The organism is Saccharomonospora sp. NB11, from assembly GCF_015910535.1.
Classification (GTDB): domain Bacteria; phylum Actinomycetota; class Actinomycetes; order Mycobacteriales; family Pseudonocardiaceae; genus Saccharomonospora.
The window spans coordinates 13,358-32,455 of sequence record NZ_JACBJG010000013.1; the positions used below are offsets into that span (position 1 = coordinate 13,358).

A 19,098-nucleotide genomic window follows, 5' to 3' on the forward strand; every position below is an offset into this window, starting at 1 on the left:
GCTCAGGACGGGCCGTCGGCGAGTGCGGCCAGCAGGTCGGTGAAGGACTCGACGAGGCTGTCGAGCAGCGCGCGGCCCTTGTCGGCCGACGCGGCGGACGGACGCCCCACCACGCCCGAGTCGGTGTACGCGGCCAGTCCCCACGTCAGTAGGTGTTCCCGGTCGCCGGTCAGGTGGTCGGCCGACTCGTAGCCCGGTCGCACGAGTTCGGGGTGTGCGTGCAGCAGCAGCGAGGTCTCCACCTCGCCCGCGTGCATGTCCACCTCCGACGGCGTCTCGATCCCCGCTGCGGCGTGTGCCCTCCGCCAGGCGGCCTTACCGGGGAACAGCGCTGTCCGATGCCCCTCCGCGTTGGCCTGCTGGACCACGTTGGCCAGGCCGTAGTTGCCGCCGTGCGCGTTGATCAGCACCAGGGTGTGCACCCCGGATCGGCGCAGCGAGCTCGCCACGTCGGTCACGATCGCGGCCAGGGTCGTGGCCGCGATGCTCACGGTGCCCGGCCAGGCCTCGTGTTCGTGGGAGCAGGAGATCGTGACGGGTGGCAGGCGCAGTACCGGGTGCGCGGCGGTGACCGCGTTCGTGACGATCCCGGCGATCACCGTGTCGGTGCACAGCGGTAGGTGAGGGCCGTGCTGCTCGAAGCTGCCGATCGGGAGCACGGCGATGTCGGCCGCGCGGCGCTGCTCGTCCGTGGTCGTTGTCAGCGGAAGGACGTCCTGAGTCTCCATCTCGTGCGTGCCTGCCTCCGTCCTGTCCGGTACTCGCTCGGGCGAATCACGACGACACTACCGGCCGATGCCGCGTTCGGCGGAACGCCGGAATCCGAATGGTGCCGTGTCCTGTTCGGGCGCCGATCGAGTCGCTGACATCATCATTCGGGAGCCGTACCATGTCATGGCGCCATTGTTCGACCGACCGATCACGAACAGAGAGAGGCAATTTCCCAAAGCCACACCCTGGCCCGGAAGTCGCGTGAAGGGCGCGGGAACGGCAGTCGAGATTCGGGTTCTTGTCCACCCGAGTTCGACGATTTCGATTCGGCCAAGGAAAGCGCATAGGAGCCCGCCATGGGAATCGATGTCTTGGTGTCGGACGACCTGCATCTGTCCCGATCCGCGCTCGTCGCACTGCTCGCGGAACCCGAGGACATCCGGGTGGTCGGAGCCGCGGGCGACAATGCGAGCACGCTGGAGCTCGTGGCACGACACCGGCCGGACGTCGTCGTCGTCACCGTCGAGGGCAAGGACAGTGACCGACTCGCGTTGGCCGAAAAGATCGCGGGCCTCCCCGACAGTCGGAGCCTGTTGCTCGGCACCACGTTCCCGCGTTCGGTCGTGCGGCAGGCGTTCACCAGCGGCATCAACGGGATGGTGCAGCGCAGCGATCCCCCGCGCCAGTTCTTCGAGGCGATCCGCAGGGTGCACGAGGGGGAGCGGGTCTTCGACGCCGAGTTGACCGTCGCCGCGCTGGGCAACGGCGGCTGCCCGCTGACGCTGCGCGAGCTCTCGGTACTGGAACACATCTCGCGGGGTGACACGGTCGTGGAGATCGCGAGGCGACTGCACCTCTCCGAGGGCACCGTGCGCAACTACCTCTCCTCGGTCGTGGCGAAGCTGAAGGCACGCAACCGCATCGACGCGTTGCGCATCGCCCGCGACGCGCAGTGGATCTGACGCACGGAGGCCATGCTCGCGGCCGCGTGGTCAGATGTGGTCGAGCATCGAGTCCAGTTCGGCGAGCACCAGCTCGCCCCGCGCCGCGGCGGCGGGCACGAGGTCGTGCATGAGGAAGTAGCCGTGGACCAGGCCCGGTCCGGGCACGTGACGCACGGACACGCCCTGCTCGCGCAGCTTCGCCGCCAGCGCGTCCCCCTCGGCGCAGAGCGGGTCGAACTCTGCGGTGGCGACCACGGCGGGGGGAAGTCCGGAGAGGTCCGCGTTCAGCAGGTCCACGGCGGGGTCGCGCCGCTGGTCGTGGTCGGGGACGTAGAGGTCGTAGTGCCAGGCCATGTCGTCCACGCTGAGCAGGTAGCCCTCCGCGTGTGGGCCGGCGGACGCGAGGTGCAGGCTCGGGTCGACGGGTGGGTACAGCAGCAGTTGCGCGGCGATCGGCACGTCGTCGTGGTCGCGGGCGTGGAGTGCCACACCCAGGGCCAGGGCGGCTCCCGCACTGTCGCCGGCGAGCACGTGGACCCGGTCGCGGAACACCCGGCTCGTCCATCGCGCCCCCGCGATCGAGTCGCGCAGCGGCACGGGGTGGGGGTGTTCCGGGGCACGCCGGTAGTCGACCGACACGACGACCGCGCCGAGCCGTTCCGCGACGAGGCGGCAGGCCCGGTCGTGCGTGTCCAGATCGCCGAGCACCCACCCGCCGCCGTGCAGGTAGGTGACCACCCGGCCCCGATCGGTCTCCGGGGTGTAGACGCGGCAACGCAACGGCGTGGAGTCGTCGGCGTCGATCTTCTCGTCGGCGACGGTGACGCGGTCGGTTCCGTCGCGTTCCGCCGTGCGGGGCCGGATGGCCGCCGCCCGGTAGCGTCGACGCGACTCCTCGACGGTCAGGTCCCGAAGGGGCACCTGCGGCCCGTCCACCGATCGCCACCGGAGCAGGTTCCGGAGTATGCGGTCCAACGGCATCGCCGCTCCTTCGCTCGACCCGATCGCGGCGCCCCGCGACTTTTCGTCCGCCAGTGTGCACCGATGTTTCCGCGGACGACGACAGTTTCATGTTCGCAGTGGACCGGAAGGGGTAACGTTTTCCGCTGATCGCCCGTCGGAAACCGTGAAAAACGCAGTATTCGGCGATGTTTTCCGCATATTGCCGCAAAAGTCCGGGTCCCGGTAGCGTGATGCGCGAGGTCGGGAAACTCGAAAACGTACGGAACGGAGAGCGTGCGCATTCCGGCGGCTTTCGTGTCACGAATCCGAGCGGATCGGTCACGGCTCATGCCCACGGCGAAGACCGTCCGGTGACTCGCGGCGTCGTGGTCACCGACTCCGCGGTACCCGCGCCGCAGCACGACAGGGAAGGACGTTTCCATGATTGTCTTGGGGTGCAACGGGTTCAGCCGCGGTGCTGAGACGTTCGCCGAGGTCTACGGCGCGGTCGGCACCGAGAAGCACTACGTTCTCGGGCACGACGCGGGTGCCGCGCTGCTCGTGGACGGCGAACTGGTCGCCGCGGTCGAGGAGGAGCGCCTCAACCGCGAGAAGAAGACCTCGGACTTCCCCGTCAACGCGGTGCAGTACTGCCTGGACAAGGCGGGGCTGCAGTTCTCCGACGTCGACCTGATCGCCGTTCCGTGGAACTTCGACGCCACGGTGTTCGACGAGACGTTGCGCGATCTCGTCGACACGAAGATGCATCCGCTGGAGAAGCTGAACCGACTGAGCCACATCGGCAAGCTCTTCGCCGACGTCCTCGGCCGGGACGCGATTCTCGCCGACTTCGCCGCGCGGACCGGGTTCACCCCCGACCCGGACAAGGTCGTGTTCGTTCCGCACCACATCGCGCACGCGATGACCGGTTACTACCTGGCCGGTGTGGAGAACGCCGCGTTCCTTATCAGCGACGGTCGCGCCGAGCTGTTCTCGTCGCTCACCGGTGAGATCCGCAACGGGCGGGTGACGGTCTTCGAGGACTCGGTGATCAGCGCGAACGACTCGATCGCCAACCTCTACGCCTCCGTGACGCGCTACCTGGGCTTCGTGCCCAACAACGACGAGTACAAGGTGATGGGGCTCTCCGGCTTCGCCGAGCCGCCGTCGCCCAACCCGTTCCTCGAACACTTCGTCCGGCTGGAGGAGGGCGGACGGTACTCGCTCTGCCGACCGCACGACCTGGAGCACCCGCGCTGCTTCGAGCCGTTGTTCGAGGAGCACTTCGGCCCGGTCGAGGACACGCTGGAGTACAAGGCCAAGGTGGCCGCGGCCGTGCAGGAGATGGTCACGGTCGTCACGAGCCACCAGCTCCGCACGCTGGAGAGCCGCACCGACCTGAACCACCTCGTGTTCGAGGGCGGGCTCGCGCTGAACTGCGTGAACAACACCAAGCTGCTCGAAGGCTCCCGCTTCACCGACATGGACGTCAGCTTCGGTGCCAGCGACACCGGCGTGGTCATCGGCGCGGCCGTGTACGCGTGGGCCAACCACGGTGGTGAGGACGGCGACAACGTCGCCAAGGTGAAGGAACGGCCAGCCGTCACCCCGTACCTCGGGCCGGAGTACGACGAGTCGGCCGTCGAGCAGGCGCTGCGCGAGTTCGACGACCGGGTGAGCTACACGCGGCTGACCGACGACGAGGTCGTCGACCAGGTGTCGAAGCTGCTCACGGAGAAGGTGGTCATCGGCTGGTTCGAGGGACGCATCGAACACGGTCCCCGCGCGCTCGGCCACCGCAGCATCCTGGCGAACCCGTCGTTCCCGGACATCAAGGACGTCATCAACACGCGGGTCAAGCACCGCGAACCGTTCCGGCCGTTCGCTCCGCTGGTGCTGGAGTCGGACGCCGACAAGGTTTTCGAGATGGGCAAGAAGACCCGTTCGCCGTACATGACGTTCGTGTTCCCCGTGCGACCCGAGTACACCGACGTGATCCCCGGCGCCACCCACGTCGACGGCACGTCGCGCGTCCAGACCATCACCGACGAGGGCACGCCGCGCCTGACCGCACTGCTGCGCCGGTTCACCGCGCTGACCGAGGTCCCGTGCCTCATCAACACGTCCTTCAACGTGGCGGGCGAGCCGATCGTGTGTTCCCCGGTGGACGCGCTGAAGTGCTTCCTCGGGACCGAAATCGACTACCTCGTGCTCGGCAACTACCTCGTCAGCAAGGTCGACGTGGACGCATGAGCCCGAGGCCGCACGCCTCCTCGCGGCAGGCGCGACAAGGGCGCACCGCAGAGGCGGACGAAGGCGTGGTGGACAGCGTTGGGTGCGGATCGGCCGCCGAACTCGCGGAGGTCGTGGAGTATCTCGACAAGCTCGCCGTGGACCTCCGCTCGTCGCCTCGCCGAGGCGAGGCGGAGGTCAGCGCGGCCTCGGACGCTCTGGCGTGTGCGGCCGCGCTGCTGCGCACGCAGGGCGCCGAGGTCGCTGCCGGGGCTTCCCGGCTCGACCTGGTGCGGGAGGCCATCGCACTGGCTCGGAGCACGCTGGAGACCGCGAAGTACGCGGCCAGGGAGCGCTTCGGCACCCACCGGCTGGACGCCGACGAGAACTCCTGAACCCCCCGGGCGTCGAGTGCGGCGAGCTCGACAACGGCACCGATCGACCGAAGGAGCGTGATCACGTGTCCGGCCGTTTCCGGCGAGTGCACCCTCGTCCGCAGGCCCGAGCCAGGGTGCTGCTGTTTCCCCACGCGGGTGGCGGTGTCGGCCACTACCGACGGTGGGCGATCGAGGCACCGGAGGACCTCGAACTGCTCATCGCGCAGTACCCCGGCAGGGAGGAGAGGTACGCCGAGGACGCTCCGACCAGAATGAGTCGGCTCGTCGAGGACCTGGTCACCGACCTGCCCCTCGCCGACACGACCGGTCCCACGATCCTTTTCGGACACAGCATGGGGTCCGTGGTGGCGTACGAGGTCGCCCGGTGGCTTTCGGCCGTGGGCAGTCCTCCGGCCGCGCTCGTCGCCTCGGGCCACCCCGCGCCGCAGCTGACGCGGCCCGGGCAGGTGCACCTGGGCACGAACGACGACGTGTTGCGGGAGCTGCGTCGGCTCGACGGCAGCAGCGACGTCGTGCTGGCCGACACCGAGCTGATGGAGGCCCTGCTTCCCACGATCAGACGGGACTACCAACTGATCGAGACCTACCGGCCCTTGCCGGGGGTGCGGTTGCGGACGCCGATCACCGTCCTCTACGGCGACAGCGACAGCGAGGTCACCGAGGCGGAGGCGCAGGGCTGGCGCGACGCGACCGACGGCGCCTGCGACGTGCACGTGTTCCCGGGCGGACACTTCTATCTGGACGACCACCGGGACGCGATCATCGACATCATCGCCGAACGCGCCCGGGCGGCCCTCGCCGAGTCGTCATCCGTGTGACGAGAACTCCGTTGTTCGGAACAGGTTCTCGGTGTTGCGCATCCGGGAGCCCGGACGGTCACGGGCAGGCTTCTCGGCTCGGTGACCCACGACGACCTGCGGCGCGACGAGCGTCAAGGCCGCCGCATCTCAGGGTCGATCCCCGAGCCCCTAGGGGATGTTCCCGATGACAATGAGTTCATCGCTGACTACGTTGAGCGAAGTTGGCAGTTCGGTGGCCGTCCACTATGTCGATGCGACACACCCCAGCACACAAGCCCACCGGGAGCCGACACTCGCCATCATCGAACGAGGAGGGGAATGTGACTGACAGGGCAACCATCGCTTCGAACGAGGGACAGGGCACCGGGAAGCCGACCGCGGGCTGGACCGGCGGGCGGATCGCGACCGTCGTGTGCGGCAGTGTGCTGGCCCTGGTGGCCCTGGTCGCCGCCGGTCTCGGCGGCACCGTCCTCGGGATGGGACTCAACGACGACGGCTACATGGATCTCGGCACGGACCGCTTCCCCCACAGCGTCGACACGTACGCGATGGCCACGGACGGTTTCCAGGCCGACGCGGGGCTCGGCGCGCTGTACGAGGACCTGCGGATCACCTTCACGCCCGACGACCCGTCGAGCGAGGTCTTCATCGGCCTCGGCGAGGAGTCGAAGGTCCGCGAGTACCTCGACGACATCGAGCACACGGTGATCCACGACTCCACGCCGGACGGGGACGACCAGACCGATCACCAGGGCGGAAGCCCCGCCGGTGCGCCCGCCGACGCCGACGTGTGGAGCGCGAAGGCGAGCGGCGCGGGCGAGCAGACGCTCACCTGGACCGTCGAGTCCGGCGAGATGGTCGCGGTGGCCATGAACGCCGACGGTTCGCGTGCCCTCGCCGGCACCGTGTCCGTGGCGGGCAAGATCGGGTCGGCGACTCTGCTCGGCACGGCGCTGCTGCTCGGCGGCCTGGTCGTGCTGGTCGCGTCCGTGATCTGGCTGATCGTCCGGCCGATGCGTCGGGCGCGCGGTCGCGTGTCCTGACAGGCCTTCCGAGACACCACCGAACGCAGGTACGGCGGAACTTCCGGTCGAACGGAACAGTCGTACCTGCGTTCGCTTTTCCCGGACCCTCGTGCAATTCTCACGATCGAATACCCAGAAACCGTGGAATCGATGTGGACGTCTGTTCGATCCACGGTCGATCGCTTGACCTCTCCGGGCGCTCCCTTGGAAGCTGACGTCGCGGGCAGCGATGTCGCGAACAGGAAGGCTCGCACGGGTTTCACCGCGATCGAGGGGAATGATCCCACTTGCTCCACAATGGGTCCAAAACGCTCGTAGACCATTACCGTGCGGCATTTCTCGATGCTCCCGACCGCGAGATATACCGCTTTCTCGAGGACGGTGAGGGCGAGCCGTTCACGCTGACGAACGCCGAACTCGACCTGCGGGCTCGTACGGTGGCCGCAGCGCTCCGGCAGCGGTTCCCCGCCGGTGAGCGCGCGCTGATCGTGTGTCCCGCCGGGCTCGACTACGTGGTCTCGTTCTACGCCTGTCTCTACGCGGGTCTCATCGCGGTGCCGGTGTATCCGCCGGACCCCGCGTTCCTGCAGCGCACGCTGCCCCGGCTGATCGGGGTCATCGACGACGCGCAGCCCGCGGTGGTGTTGGCGCAGAAGTCCATGGTGGACATGTCCGAGCGCTTCACCGAGTACGCGCCCGGGCTCGGCGAACTCGCGTGGTTCGCTGTCGACGACGTCGATCCCGCCGTCGCGCAGGACTGGCGACGTCCCGACCTGGAAGCCGACGACGTCGCCTTCCTCCAGTACACCTCCGGGTCCACGCGACAGCCGAAGGGCGTCATCGTCAGCCACGGCAACCTCGCCGCCAACATGACCCGGATGATGCGGCGCTTCCGCATCGGGCGCGAGAGCTGCTCGGTGAGCTGGCTGCCGCCGTACCACGACATGGGCCTCATCCTGGGGTTGCTCACGCCGGCGTACGCACAGTTCCCGGTGACCTTCATGTCGCCGTTCTCGTTCCTGAAGCGGCCACTGCGCTGGTTGCGGGCCATTTCGGACTACTCGGCGACCTTCAGCGGCGGCCCGAACTTCGCCTACGACCTCTGCGTGCAGAAGACCACCGAGGAGGATCGCGAAGGTCTGGACCTCAGCTCGTGGGTCGTGGCGGTCAACGGTGCCGAGCCGGTGCGGCGCGAGACGTTGGAGCGGTTCACCCGCACCTTCGAGCCCTACGGCTTCCGCGCCACCACCCACGTGCCCGCGTACGGACTGGCCGAGGCGACGCTGATGGTGTCGGCGGAGGACGCGCCGGCCGAGCCGATCGCCCGTCGGGTGAAGGCGGAATCGCTCGCCGCGGGCGAGATCGTCGACGCCGGGCCGGACGATCAGGCGAGGACCGTCGTCGCGTGTGGTCTGCCCTTCGAGGACCTGCCCGGCGAGGAACAGAAGGTCGTCATCGTCGATCCGCAGACCCGCGTCGCCCTGCCCGACGGGCGGGTCGGCGAAATCTGGGTCGACGGCCCGAGCGTGGCGAAGGGCTACTGGCGCAACGCGGAGCAGACGCGGGAGGTGTTCGACGCCCACCTCGCCGACACCGGTGAGGGGCCGTTCCTCCGCACCGGTGACCTCGGTTTCCTCGACGGCTCCCAGCTCTACGTCACGGGCCGCATGAAGGACGTCATCATCGTCGCGGGCAGCAACCACTACCCGCAGGACATCGAGCGCACCGTCGAGGAGGTCGGCCCCGAGCTGCGGCGTGGCTGCGGTATCGCGGGTCTGCGCGAGGTCGATGGCGAAGAGCGGCTGATCGTCGTGCAGGAGCTGAACGGCAACGCCGCCAAGATGGACACCGACCGGATCATCTCGGCCATCCGGGCGCGGGTGGCCGAGGAACACGGTCTCCAGGTGCACGACGTCGTGCTGGTGCGTCGGGGCATCGTGCCGAAGACGTCGAGCGGCAAGCTCCAGCGCTCGGCCTGCCTGAACGCCTACGTCGAGGGCAGGATCGAGGCGGTGGCCGAGTGGCGGATGCCGAGCGCGGCGAAGCCCGCCGAGGACGCCGAGGACGCCGAGGACGCCGAGGACGCCGAGGACACTGCCGCGCGTCCGTCCCGGGATCGTGCCGAGATCGAGGAACGCATCCGCGGCCACTTGGGCACGCTGCTCGGAATTCCCGAGTCCGAGGTCGACCCGACGTTGCCGTTCGCGGCGCACGGGCTTCGCTCCGCGGACCTCATCACGATGATCGGTGACTTCGAGCAATGGCTCGGCCGGGTGCTTTCCCCGACCGTGGTGTGGGCGTACCCGACGGTGGAGAAGCTCGCCGAGGCCCTCGCCGAGGGCCGGGTGGCCGGGCCGGGTGAGGAGCCCGGCGCCGAGCAGGTCCCGACGTCGGCGACGACGCAGGTCGAGGACCGCGCCGAGGCGGCCGACTCCACCGGCACTGCCGAGCCGATCGCGATCATCGGCATCGGCTGCCGCTTCCCCGGAGGCGCGAACAGCCCCGAGGCGTTCTGGGGGCTGTTGCGGGACGGGGTCGACGCCATCACCGAGGTGCCCGCCGACCGGTGGGACGTCGAGGAGTTCTTCGACACCGACCCCACGACTCCCGGCAGGGCCAACACCCGGTGGGGTGGCTTTTTGTCCGATGTGGACAAGTTCGACCGCAGGTTCTTCGGGATCTCGCAACAGGAAGCGGTCCGGATGGACCCGCAGCAGCGCCTGTTCGCCGAGGTCACTTGGGAGGCGTTGGAGGACGCGGGACTGCCCACGGACCGCCTCGCGGGCTCCCGCACCGGGATCTTCGTCGGCATTTCGTCCTTCGACTACGCCAACCGGCAGTTCCAGGACCTCGAAGGCATCGACGCCTACACCGGCACGGGAAGCGCGTTCAGCGTCGTCGCGAACCGGTTGTCCTACCTGCTCGACCTGCGGGGCCCGAGCATGGCGGTGGACACGGCGTGCTCGTCGTCGCTCGTCGCGGTGATCCAGGCGTGCAACAGTCTCGCCAGGGGCGAGTGCACGACGGCGATCGCGGGCGGGGTGAACCTCGTCCTGTCTCCCGCGTTGGCCATCAACTTCAGCAAGGCGGGGGTCATGTCCCCCGACGGCCGGTGCAAGTCGTTCGACGCACGGGCCGACGGTTACGTGCGTTCCGACGGGGCCGGGGCCGTGGTGCTCAAGCCGTTGAGCGCGGCGTTGGCGGACAAGGACCCGATCTACGCTGTGATCCGGGGCGGCGCGGTGAACCAGGACGGCGCCAGCAACGGCATCATGGCACCGAACCCGCATGCCCAGCAGGCCGTGGTGCGCGCTGCGCTCGCCGACGCCGGAGTCGAGCCTTCCGAGGTCGGCTACGTCGAGACCCACGGCAGCGGCACGATTCTCGGCGACCCCATCGAGGCCAAGGCGCTCGGTGCGGTGCTGGCCGAGGGCCGTGAGCCTGGCGACGACTGCCTCATCGGGTCGGTGAAGACCAACATCGGGCACATGGAGGCCGCGGCCGGGATCGGCGGGCTGATCAAGACCGCGCTGATGGTGCGGCACCGCGAGATTCCTCGGAGCCTGCACTACGAGAGCCCGAACCCGCACATCCCGTTCGACGAGTTGCCGCTGCGGGTGGTCGACCAGCCGACGCCCTGGCCGGACGGCACGGCGATCGCGGGCGTCAGTTCGTTCGGCTTCGGCGGGACCAACGCGCACGTGATCGTCGAGGAGCCGCCCCGGCAGGACGCGGCGACATCGGCGGAGCCGGACGTGGCGCGGGTGCTCACGCTGTCCGCACGCAGCGCCGCCGCCCTGCGGGAGCTGGCGTCGCGGTACGAGGCGATGCTCGCCGAGCCGGGTGAGGACTTGTCGCCGGCGACGGTGACGTTCGCTTCGGCAGTGCGCAGGGCCCACCACGAATACCGCCTGGCGTGCGTGGGGACGTCGCTGTCGGACTTCCACGCCGCGTTGTCCGCCTACGCCCGCGACGAGGAGGTTCCGGGCCTGTCCTTCGGCACCCCGAAGGTCGGGAGGCGGCCGAGGACGGTGTTCGTGTTCTCGGGCCAGGGGCCGCGATGGTGGCCGCTCACCGCGGAGCTGCTCGACAGCGAGCCCGTGTTCCGCGAGAGCCTGGAACGTTCCGACGCGCTGCTGCGCGAACACGTCGACTGGTCGTTGCTGGACCAGCTCACCGCCGACAAGGGCGAGTCGTTGCTGCTGGACACCGCGGTCGGACAGCCCGCGCTGTGCGCGGTGCAGGTGGCGTTGGCGGAGCTCTGGCGGTCGTGGGGTGTCGAACCCGACGCCGTGACGGGTCACAGCGTCGGCGAGATCGCCGCCGCGCACGTCGCGGGTGTGCTGTCGTTGCGCGACGCCCTGTACGTGGCGTTGCAGCGGGGCCGGGCCCTGCACGCGGCTGCGGGCGACGGTCGGATGGCCCTCGTCGGCGTGCCGTTGGAGCGCGCCCGCGCCATCCTGGCCGAGCGCGGCGAGACCGCGGTCTGGGTGGCGGCGAACAACAGCCCCAACTCCGCGGTGTTCTCGGGCGAGGCCGAGCAGGTGCGGCGCCTCGCCGGTGAGCTGGAGGCGGAGGGCATCTTCTGCCGCGTCCTGGAGTCGGTGGAGTTCGCCTCGCACAGTCCGCTCATGGAGCCGGTCGCCGCCGAGCTGCGGCACCTGCTGTCCGAGCTGCGACCGAACCCGGCCGTGCTCCCGATGGTCTCGACCGTCACCGGCGAATCGGTCGACGGCACCCGATTGGACGCCGGGTACTGGGCGGACAACCTGACCCACCCCGTGCTCTTCGACACCGCCGTGGCGGCGTTGGTGAAGGACGATCACGACGTCTTCGTCGAGATCTCGCCCCACCCGATGCTCGCCGACGCGATCTCCGAGCGGCTCGCGACGCAGCGCGGCGACGACGGTGCGGTCGTCACCTCGTTGCGGCGGGACGAGGAGTCCCGCGCGACGTTGCTGGGCGAGCTCGGCCGCCTCTACAGCGCGGGCTTCCCCCTCGACTGGCGGCGGGTGTACGGCGAGGTCGGCCCCACGGTCGGCCTGCCCACCTATCCCTGGCAGCGGGAGCGGTGCTGGCTCGACGACCGGCCGCAGCGGCGCCGAGGCAACTCCGGCGGTCATCCGATCCTCGACTCGGTGGTCGACACCGCCGTGGCCCCGCGGACGCGGTACTGGGTGTCCACCGTGGACACGGAGTCGTTCGGTTTCCTGCGCGACCACCAGGTGGGCGGCAACGCGGTGTTGCCCGCGAGCCTGATGCTGGACGCGGCACTGGCCGCCGCCAGGGACACGCTCGGCGAGGCCGACGTCGCCATCGACGAGGTGCGGTTCAGCCGGATGTCCGTGGTGCCCGACGCCGCCGAGTCGCCGACCCTGCAACTGGCGTTCGTCCCCGAGACCGCCGAGGGCGGGTCGTTCCGGTTCTTCAGCCGGACCGACGCGAGCGCGCCCTGGGCCGAGATCGCTCACGGCCGCTACCGCAACGCCGTGGCGGAGGGCCGACGCGATGACGAACCGCTGGCCGTGGTTCGGGGCCGGTGCACCGAGTCCTCACCGGCGGGCGAGCACTACACCGCCCTGGCCGACGCGGGCCTGCGGTACGGGCCCGCCTTCCAAGGCATCGCCGAGCTGTGGCGCGGCACCGGTGAGGCGCTGGCCCTCCTGCGCGATCGCAAGGAGCTGACTCGCGAACCCGGAGCCTACGTGGTGCATCCGGCGTTGCTGGACAGCTGCCTGCAGGTGTTCGCCGCGGCTCTCGGCGGCACGTTGTCGGGCATTCACCTCCCGGTCGGCGTGCGCCGGTTCCGGATGGCCGAGGGCGCGTCCGCTCCGCGCTGGGCACACGCCGTGGCCACGGACGACGGTGCCCGCATCGTGCTGTACGACGATGCGGGCGTCGTGGTCGGTGAGGTGGACGGCCTGGAGCTCGAAGCGCTCGACGACACTGCCGACGGCGGCGACCCGCGCTACGAGATCGCCTGGACCGAGGCCGAGCGCACCGCGCGCGACGAGCTCGACGGGAGCTGGTGGCTGGTCTTCGCCGACAAGGGCGGTGTCTGCACCGAGCTGCGGACCGCCGCGGTGACCGAGGGCGGTGCGTGTGTCACCGTGACCGCGGGCGAGAAGCTGACGAAGCGGAGCCGCACCCGCTACGAGCTCGACCCGTCGCGGCGCGAGGACGTCGCCGGGTTGCTGGCCGCGTTGCGAGCCGACGGACTCGCCCCCTCCACCGTCGTCTACGGCTGGGGGCTCGACACCACCGACGCCGACGTCGACGACACCGAGGCGGGCACCGACGGGCCGCTCGCCGAGGACGACCCGTGCGTGGGCCTGCTGCACCTGGTGCAGGAGTTGTCGGCCGAGGACGACGCGAAGGAACCGCCCAGGCTGGTGATCCTCACGCGGGGAGCCCAACACACGCCGGACCAGACCCGCGTCAACGCGCGTCAGGCTCCGCTGTGGGGACTCGGCCGGGTGCTGCCGCTCGAACACGGTGACCTCCAGCCGCGACTGGTGGACCTGGACCCCGAGGCGCCCGACGGCGAGGCCGAGGCGCTGCTGGACGAGCTGCTGTGCCGCGACCACGACCAGGTCGCGCTCCGGGGTGGAACGAGGCTCGTGCCGACCCTGCGGCCGGTCGCCGAGGCCGACACCGCGTGGCCGCGGGTGTCGGCGGAGTCCACCCGCCACGACAACCACCAGCTGCTGGCCGAGCGCCCGGGCAGCCTCGACAGTCTGACCCCGACGTGGGCGGACCGCCGACCGCCGGGACCGGGCGAGGTGGAGATCGAGGTCGCCGCCGCGGGACTGAACTTCAGCGACGTGCTCAAGGCGATGGGCACCTACCCCGGTGCCTCCGGCACGGTTCCGCTCGGCGCGGAGTGCGCCGGCACGGTGAGCGCGGTCGGCCCGGACGTCGACGGACTGAGCGTCGGCGACCCGGTCGTCGCGGTGGCGCCCAACAGCATGGCCCGGTTCGTCACGACCCCGGCGGCTCTCGTGGCCCCGAGGCCGAGCGGACTGACCGACGAGCAGGCCGCGGCGGCACCGATCGCCTTCCTCACCGCGCTGTACTCCCTCGACCACCTGGCGCGGCTGCGCGAGGGCGAGACGGTGCTCGTCCACTCCGCCACCGGCGGGGTCGGGCTCGCCGCACTCCAGGTCGCCAAGCGAGCCGGTGCGCGGGTGTTCGCCACCGCGGGCACTGAGGAGAAGCGCGAGTTGTTGCGGTCCCTCGGCGTGGAGCTCGCCATGGACTCCCGGTCGCTGGCGTTCGCCGACGAGGTCACCGCCGCCACCGACGGGCGGGGCGTCGACGTGGTGCTGAACTCCCTGACCGGGGCCGCGCTGACCCGCAGCCTCTCGCTGCTGGCGCCCGGCGGCCGGTTCGTCGAGATCGGCAAGCAGGACGTCTACGCCGACAGCCACATCGGACTCGGCTTCTTCAAGCACAACCGGTCGTTGCACGTGGTCGACCTCGAACGCTCGATCCGGGAGGAACCGGAACTCGTCGGCGAGTTGCTGCGGGAGCTCGTCGCCGGGTACGAGGCGGGCGACTTCACCCCGCTGCGCGTCACCGGCTACCCGGAGAACGAGGCCAAGGACGCGTTCCGGTGCATGGCCCAGGCCAAGCACATCGGGAAGTTGGTGGTGCGCCCGCAGCAGGCGACCGAGGCCGCGGTGCGGCCCGGCGGCGACCCGGTGCGGGGCGACGCGACCTACCTCGTGACCGGTGGTCTCGGCGCGCTCGGTCTCGCCACGGCGTCCTATCTGGTCGAGCAGGGCGCGCGGCACCTGGTGCTGGTCGGCCGCAGTGCGCCGTCGGCCGAGGCGGAGCGGCAACTGGAGGACCTGCGCCGGACCGCGGAGGTCACCGTCGTCGCGGCGGACGTCTCCCGGTACGACGAGGTGCGCCGGATACTCGCCGAGATCGACGAGGCGATGCCACCGCTCGCCGGTGTCGTCCACGCCGCCGGAACCCTCGACGACGGCCTGGTGCGTGATCTGGACGCCACGCGCTTCCGCACGGTCGGGGCGGCGAAGGCGACCGGGGCGTGGCATCTGCACCGGGCCTGCGCCGACCGGACGCTCGACTTCTTCGTGCTGTACTCGTCCGCCGCGTCGGTGCTGGGTTCCGCGAGCCAGGGCAACTACGCCGCCGCCAACGCGTTCCTCGACGCGCTGGCGTGGCACCGCGGCACCCGGGGACTCCCCGCGACGAGCGTCAACTGGGGTCCCTGGTCCGGCGGGGGTCTCGCGACGGGGGCGAACCAGCGACTGGCCGGTCGCGGTGTGGAGAGCCTGAGTCCGGAGGAGGGGGTCGCGGCGCTCGACCGGGTCCTGCGCGGCACCGCCACCCAGGTGTGCGTGCTGCCGGTGAACCGCGAGAAGTTGTCGGCCGCCGCGGCGGGCGGCCTGCTGCAGGGACTGCTCGTCACCGTGCTCGACGACGCGCCCTCGGCCACCGCGCAGGGCGACCCCGCCGACAACCCGGTGCGCCGTGAGCTGCTCGCGGTCGAACCCGGGCGACGGCGCCGCGCGGTGCTGGTCCGGCACTGCCAGGCCGAAGCGGCCCGCGTGCTCGGGCTGGAACCGGAGCGCATCGATCCGGACACACCGTTGTCGAGCCTGGGATTCGACTCCCTGCTGTCGCTCGAACTGCGAAAAGGGCTGGAGACGTCGCTGCAGGTGACGCTGCCCGCCACCATCACGTGGCGCTTCCCCACCGTGGCGGCGCTGGTGCCGTTCCTCGCCGAACGCATGGGAATCGCGCTCGAAGCCGAGTCGGAGGTTGAACAGTGACGGCAGCACACGAGGTGTCCCGGGAGACGGAACGACCGGGCGGACCCAACCTCGCCGAGCCCGTGGCGGTGGTCGGACTCGGCTGCCGCTTCCCCGGTGGGGTCGTCGACGCGGACAGCTACTGGAAGCTGCTCGACGGCGGGGTCGACGCGGTCAGCGAGATTCCGCCCGACCGGTGGGACGCCGACGAGTACTACGCCGAGGAACCCCGGCAACCGGGCAAGACCGACTCCCGGTGGGGCGGGTTCCTCGACCGGATCGACCGATTCGACCACGAGTTCTTCGGCATCTCGCGTCGTGAGGCGCTGGCGATGGACCCGCAGCAGCGCCTCACGCTGGAGGTGGCGTGGGAGGCGTTGGAGAACGCGGGACTGGACCCCTCCTCGTTGGCGGGCAGCCAGACCGGCGTGTTCCTCGGCGCGTGCAACTTCGAGAGCGGTTCGGCCACGGTCCACCACCCGGAGGACGTCAGCGCCTACACCAGCTCCGGCATGGCGCTGAGCTTCATCCCGGGCCGGATCTCCTACCTGCTCGACCTACGCGGGCCGAACATGACGATCGACACCGCGTGCTCGTCGTCGCTGGTGGCCGTCCACCAGGCGTGCTTGAGCCTGCGCACCGGCGAGTCGGACCTCGCGCTCGCGGGCGGGGTCAATGTCGTGCTGTCGCCGCTGCTGATGATCTCGCAGTCGCAGTTCGGGTCCGTGTCCCGGCAGGGGAGGGCGAAGACCTTCTCCGACATGGCCGACGGCTACGTGCGCGGTGAGGGCTGCGGCATCGTCGTCCTCAAGCGACTGTCCGACGCGCTGCGGGACGACGACCGCATCCTCGCGGTGCTGCGTGGCGGTGCGGTCAACCAGGACGGCCGCAGCTCCGGCATCACCGCCCCCAACGGCGCCGCGCAGCGCAGCGTGTTGCGCAGGGCACTCCGGGCCAGCGGCGTGGCCGCCGAGGACGTCGGCTACATCGAGGCCCACGGCACTGGCACCCGCCTCGGCGACCCCATCGAGGTGGAGGCCCTCGCCGAGGTCTACGGCAGGCCGGACGGGCCGCCGGTCTACCTCGGCGCCGTCAAGACGAACTTCGGTCACCTGGAGGCGGCGGCGGGCATCGCGGGCCTCATCAAGGTCGTGCTCTGCCTGCAACGGGGCGCCGTTCCGCGCAACGTCCACTTCACCCGGCTGAACCCGGAGATCTCCTTCGACGGCACCACGTTCGTCGTGCCCACCGAGACGACGGACTGGCGGACCGACGGTCGACCGAGGGTTGCCGGGGTGAGCAGCTTCGGGCTGAGCGGAACGAACGCCCACCTCATCCTCGAACAGGCCCCCGAGCGGGCCGTGCCGGAGGCCGACGACCGCAGGCCCGGCTCCGTCCTCGCGCTCTCGGCACGCAGCGACAACGCGCTCGCCAAGCTCGCCCGCCGCTACGCCGACCGGTTGGCCGCGGACGACGACGTCGCTCTCGCGGACCTGTGCTTCACGGCCAACGCCGGACGTGCGCACCTTCCGCACCGGCTCGCCGTCACCGGTTCGACGCGGGACGAGGTCGCCTCCCTGCTGCGGGAGTTCGTGCGCGGTGAACTCGGCGACGGCCTGTACACCGGACTCGCCGACCGCTCGGACGTCGTGTTCCTCTACACGGGACAGGGCGCGCAGCGCACGGGCACCGCGCGCACGCTGTACGAGACCCAGCCGACGTTCCGGGCGGCGATCGACGAGTGTGCCGAGATCCTGCGCCCGCTGTTGGACGTGCCGCTGCTGGACCTGCTCTACCCGGACGACCCCGAGTCGGGGCTGATCAACGAGACGGCGTACGCCCAGCCGGCCACCTTCGCGATCGAGTACGCGATGACCCGGCTGTGGCAGTCGTGGGGTGTGGAACCCGCCGCCGTGCTCGGGCACAGCCTCGGGGAATGCGTCGCCGCCTGCGTCGCCGGTGTGATGACGCTGCCCGACGCGCTGGCGTTCGTGGTGCGTCGAGGCAGGCTCATCCAGGACCTCGGCAAGCCCGGCCTGATGGCGGCGGTGTCCGCGTCCGAGGCCGAGGTGCTCGACGAGATCGCCGACTACCCCGACCGCATCTCGATCGCGGCGGTGAACGGCGCGGCGAACACCACGATCTCCGGCGACCGGGAACTCGTCGAGGAGATCTGTGCGACCTTCACGGAGCGGGGAGTGCGGGCCAAGCCGCTGCACATCGCGTCCTCCGGTCACTCGCCGCTCGTCCAGCCGGTGCTCGGCCCGCTGAAGGACGCGGTGCGCGACATCTCGTTCTCGACCCCGAAGATTCCGTTGGCCTCCAACGTGACCGGGGACCTGTGGCCGTGGGACTCGGCGCCGGACGCCGAGTACTGGGCTCGCCACACCCGGCGGCCCGTGCAGTTCGCCAAGTGCGTGCGCACGCTGCGCGAAGCCGGGTACCGCATCTTCCTCGAGGTCGGACCCGCGCCGACGCTGGCCGGTCTGATCAGCGACGACCTCGCCCCGGGCGACGACGACCTGCTCGTGCCGAGTCTGCGGCCGAAGCACGACGACTGGTCGGTGCTGCTGTCGACGGTCGCGCGCCTCTACACCCGGGGCGTGAACCTCGACTGGGCCGGGTTCGACCGCGACTACCGCCGGTCGAAGGTCGAGGCGCCGACCTACGCCTTCGACGCGACCCGGTGCTGGCGGGAACTCCGGCACTTCGCGGCAGGGGCCGCTCCGTCGGCGCCCGTCACCGAGTCGCAGCCCGAACCGGAACCGGTGAGCACGCCGGTCGTGACGTCCGCTCCGGTGCGCACGCGTGGCAACGGTCTGCCCGAGATCGAGAAGTTGCGGACACTGTCGCGGGAGGCGTTGGAGGACGAGCTGCTCACGTGGTCCGTGCGCACCGTCCGGTCGGTGCTCGGGGCGGAGTCCTCCGCGCTCGACCCGGACCAGCGGCTCATCGAACTGGGTCTCGACTCGCTCATGGCTGTGGAGCTGCGCAACGAGATCCGCAGCAGTCTCGGGGTCACCGTGTCGGTGGCGGACTTCCTGCGTGACGCCACGATCCGGAGCGTCGCGGCCTCCCTCGCCGAGCGTTTCCTCGCGGAGGCGGCCGGTGGCGACGGCGCCGACGCGGCGAAGGACGCCCCGGTCATCGAACGCGTCGCTCCCACGTCGGGCGACACCGACGACCTCGCGGCCGAACTGCTGACCCAGCTCGACCAGCTGCCCGAGGACGAGGCCCGGGCGCTGCTGGACAGGGAGTCCTGA

At 70.5% G+C, this 19,098-nt stretch carries 9 protein-coding genes; 7 read left to right on the top strand and 2 right to left on the bottom strand.

Features of this window, described 5'->3' with window-relative positions:
• Positions 1 to 2: 2 nt before the first annotated feature.
• On the bottom strand, positions 3 to 728 hold the full coding sequence (locus tag JAV51_RS17805; protein WP_197321880.1) for a creatininase family protein: 726 nt from the start codon (positions 726 to 728) through the stop codon (positions 3 to 5).
• Positions 729 to 1,067: 339 nt separating this feature from the next.
• Between JAV51_RS17805 and JAV51_RS17810 the strand changes: the two genes are divergently transcribed.
• Positions 1,068 to 1,673 (top strand): response regulator transcription factor, encoded by a 606-nt coding sequence (locus JAV51_RS17810; protein WP_197321881.1) that lies wholly within the window; start codon positions 1,068 to 1,070, stop codon positions 1,671 to 1,673.
• Positions 1,674 to 1,703: 30 nt separating this feature from the next.
• Here JAV51_RS17810 and JAV51_RS17815 read toward each other — a convergent pair whose 3' ends face one another.
• Positions 1,704 to 2,636: an alpha/beta hydrolase gene (locus JAV51_RS17815; RefSeq protein WP_197321882.1), complete on the bottom strand. Its 933-nt coding sequence runs from the start codon at positions 2,634 to 2,636 to the stop codon at positions 1,704 to 1,706.
• A 402-nt stretch (positions 2,637 to 3,038) separates the two neighbouring features.
• On the opposite strand from JAV51_RS17815, the gene JAV51_RS17820 reads away from it, so the two are divergent.
• The 6 genes from JAV51_RS17820 (at position 3,039) to JAV51_RS17845 (ending at position 19,098) form a co-directional block, all read left to right on the top strand.
• Positions 3,039 to 4,850 (top strand): carbamoyltransferase C-terminal domain-containing protein, encoded by a 1,812-nt coding sequence (locus tag JAV51_RS17820; RefSeq protein ID WP_197321883.1) that lies wholly within the window; start codon positions 3,039 to 3,041, stop codon positions 4,848 to 4,850.
• A 65-nt stretch (positions 4,851 to 4,915) separates the two neighbouring features.
• Positions 4,916 to 5,224: a hypothetical protein gene (locus JAV51_RS17825; RefSeq protein WP_197321884.1), complete on the top strand. Its 309-nt coding sequence runs from the start codon at positions 4,916 to 4,918 to the stop codon at positions 5,222 to 5,224.
• Between the two features lie 65 nt (positions 5,225 to 5,289).
• Positions 5,290 to 6,045, top strand: coding sequence for a thioesterase II family protein (locus JAV51_RS17830; protein WP_197321885.1), 756 nt, complete (start codon positions 5,290 to 5,292; stop codon positions 6,043 to 6,045).
• A gap of 302 nt (positions 6,046 to 6,347) precedes the next feature.
• On the top strand, positions 6,348 to 7,070 hold the full coding sequence (locus JAV51_RS17835; protein ID WP_197321886.1) for a hypothetical protein: 723 nt from the start codon (positions 6,348 to 6,350) through the stop codon (positions 7,068 to 7,070).
• A 269-nt stretch (positions 7,071 to 7,339) separates the two neighbouring features.
• Positions 7,340 to 15,856, top strand: coding sequence for a type I polyketide synthase (locus JAV51_RS17840; RefSeq protein ID WP_197321887.1), 8,517 nt, complete (start codon positions 7,340 to 7,342; stop codon positions 15,854 to 15,856).
• Positions 15,853 to 19,098, top strand: coding sequence for a type I polyketide synthase (locus JAV51_RS17845; RefSeq protein WP_197321888.1), 3,246 nt, complete (start codon positions 15,853 to 15,855; stop codon positions 19,096 to 19,098). The genes JAV51_RS17840 and JAV51_RS17845 overlap by 4 nt, the downstream gene beginning before the upstream one ends.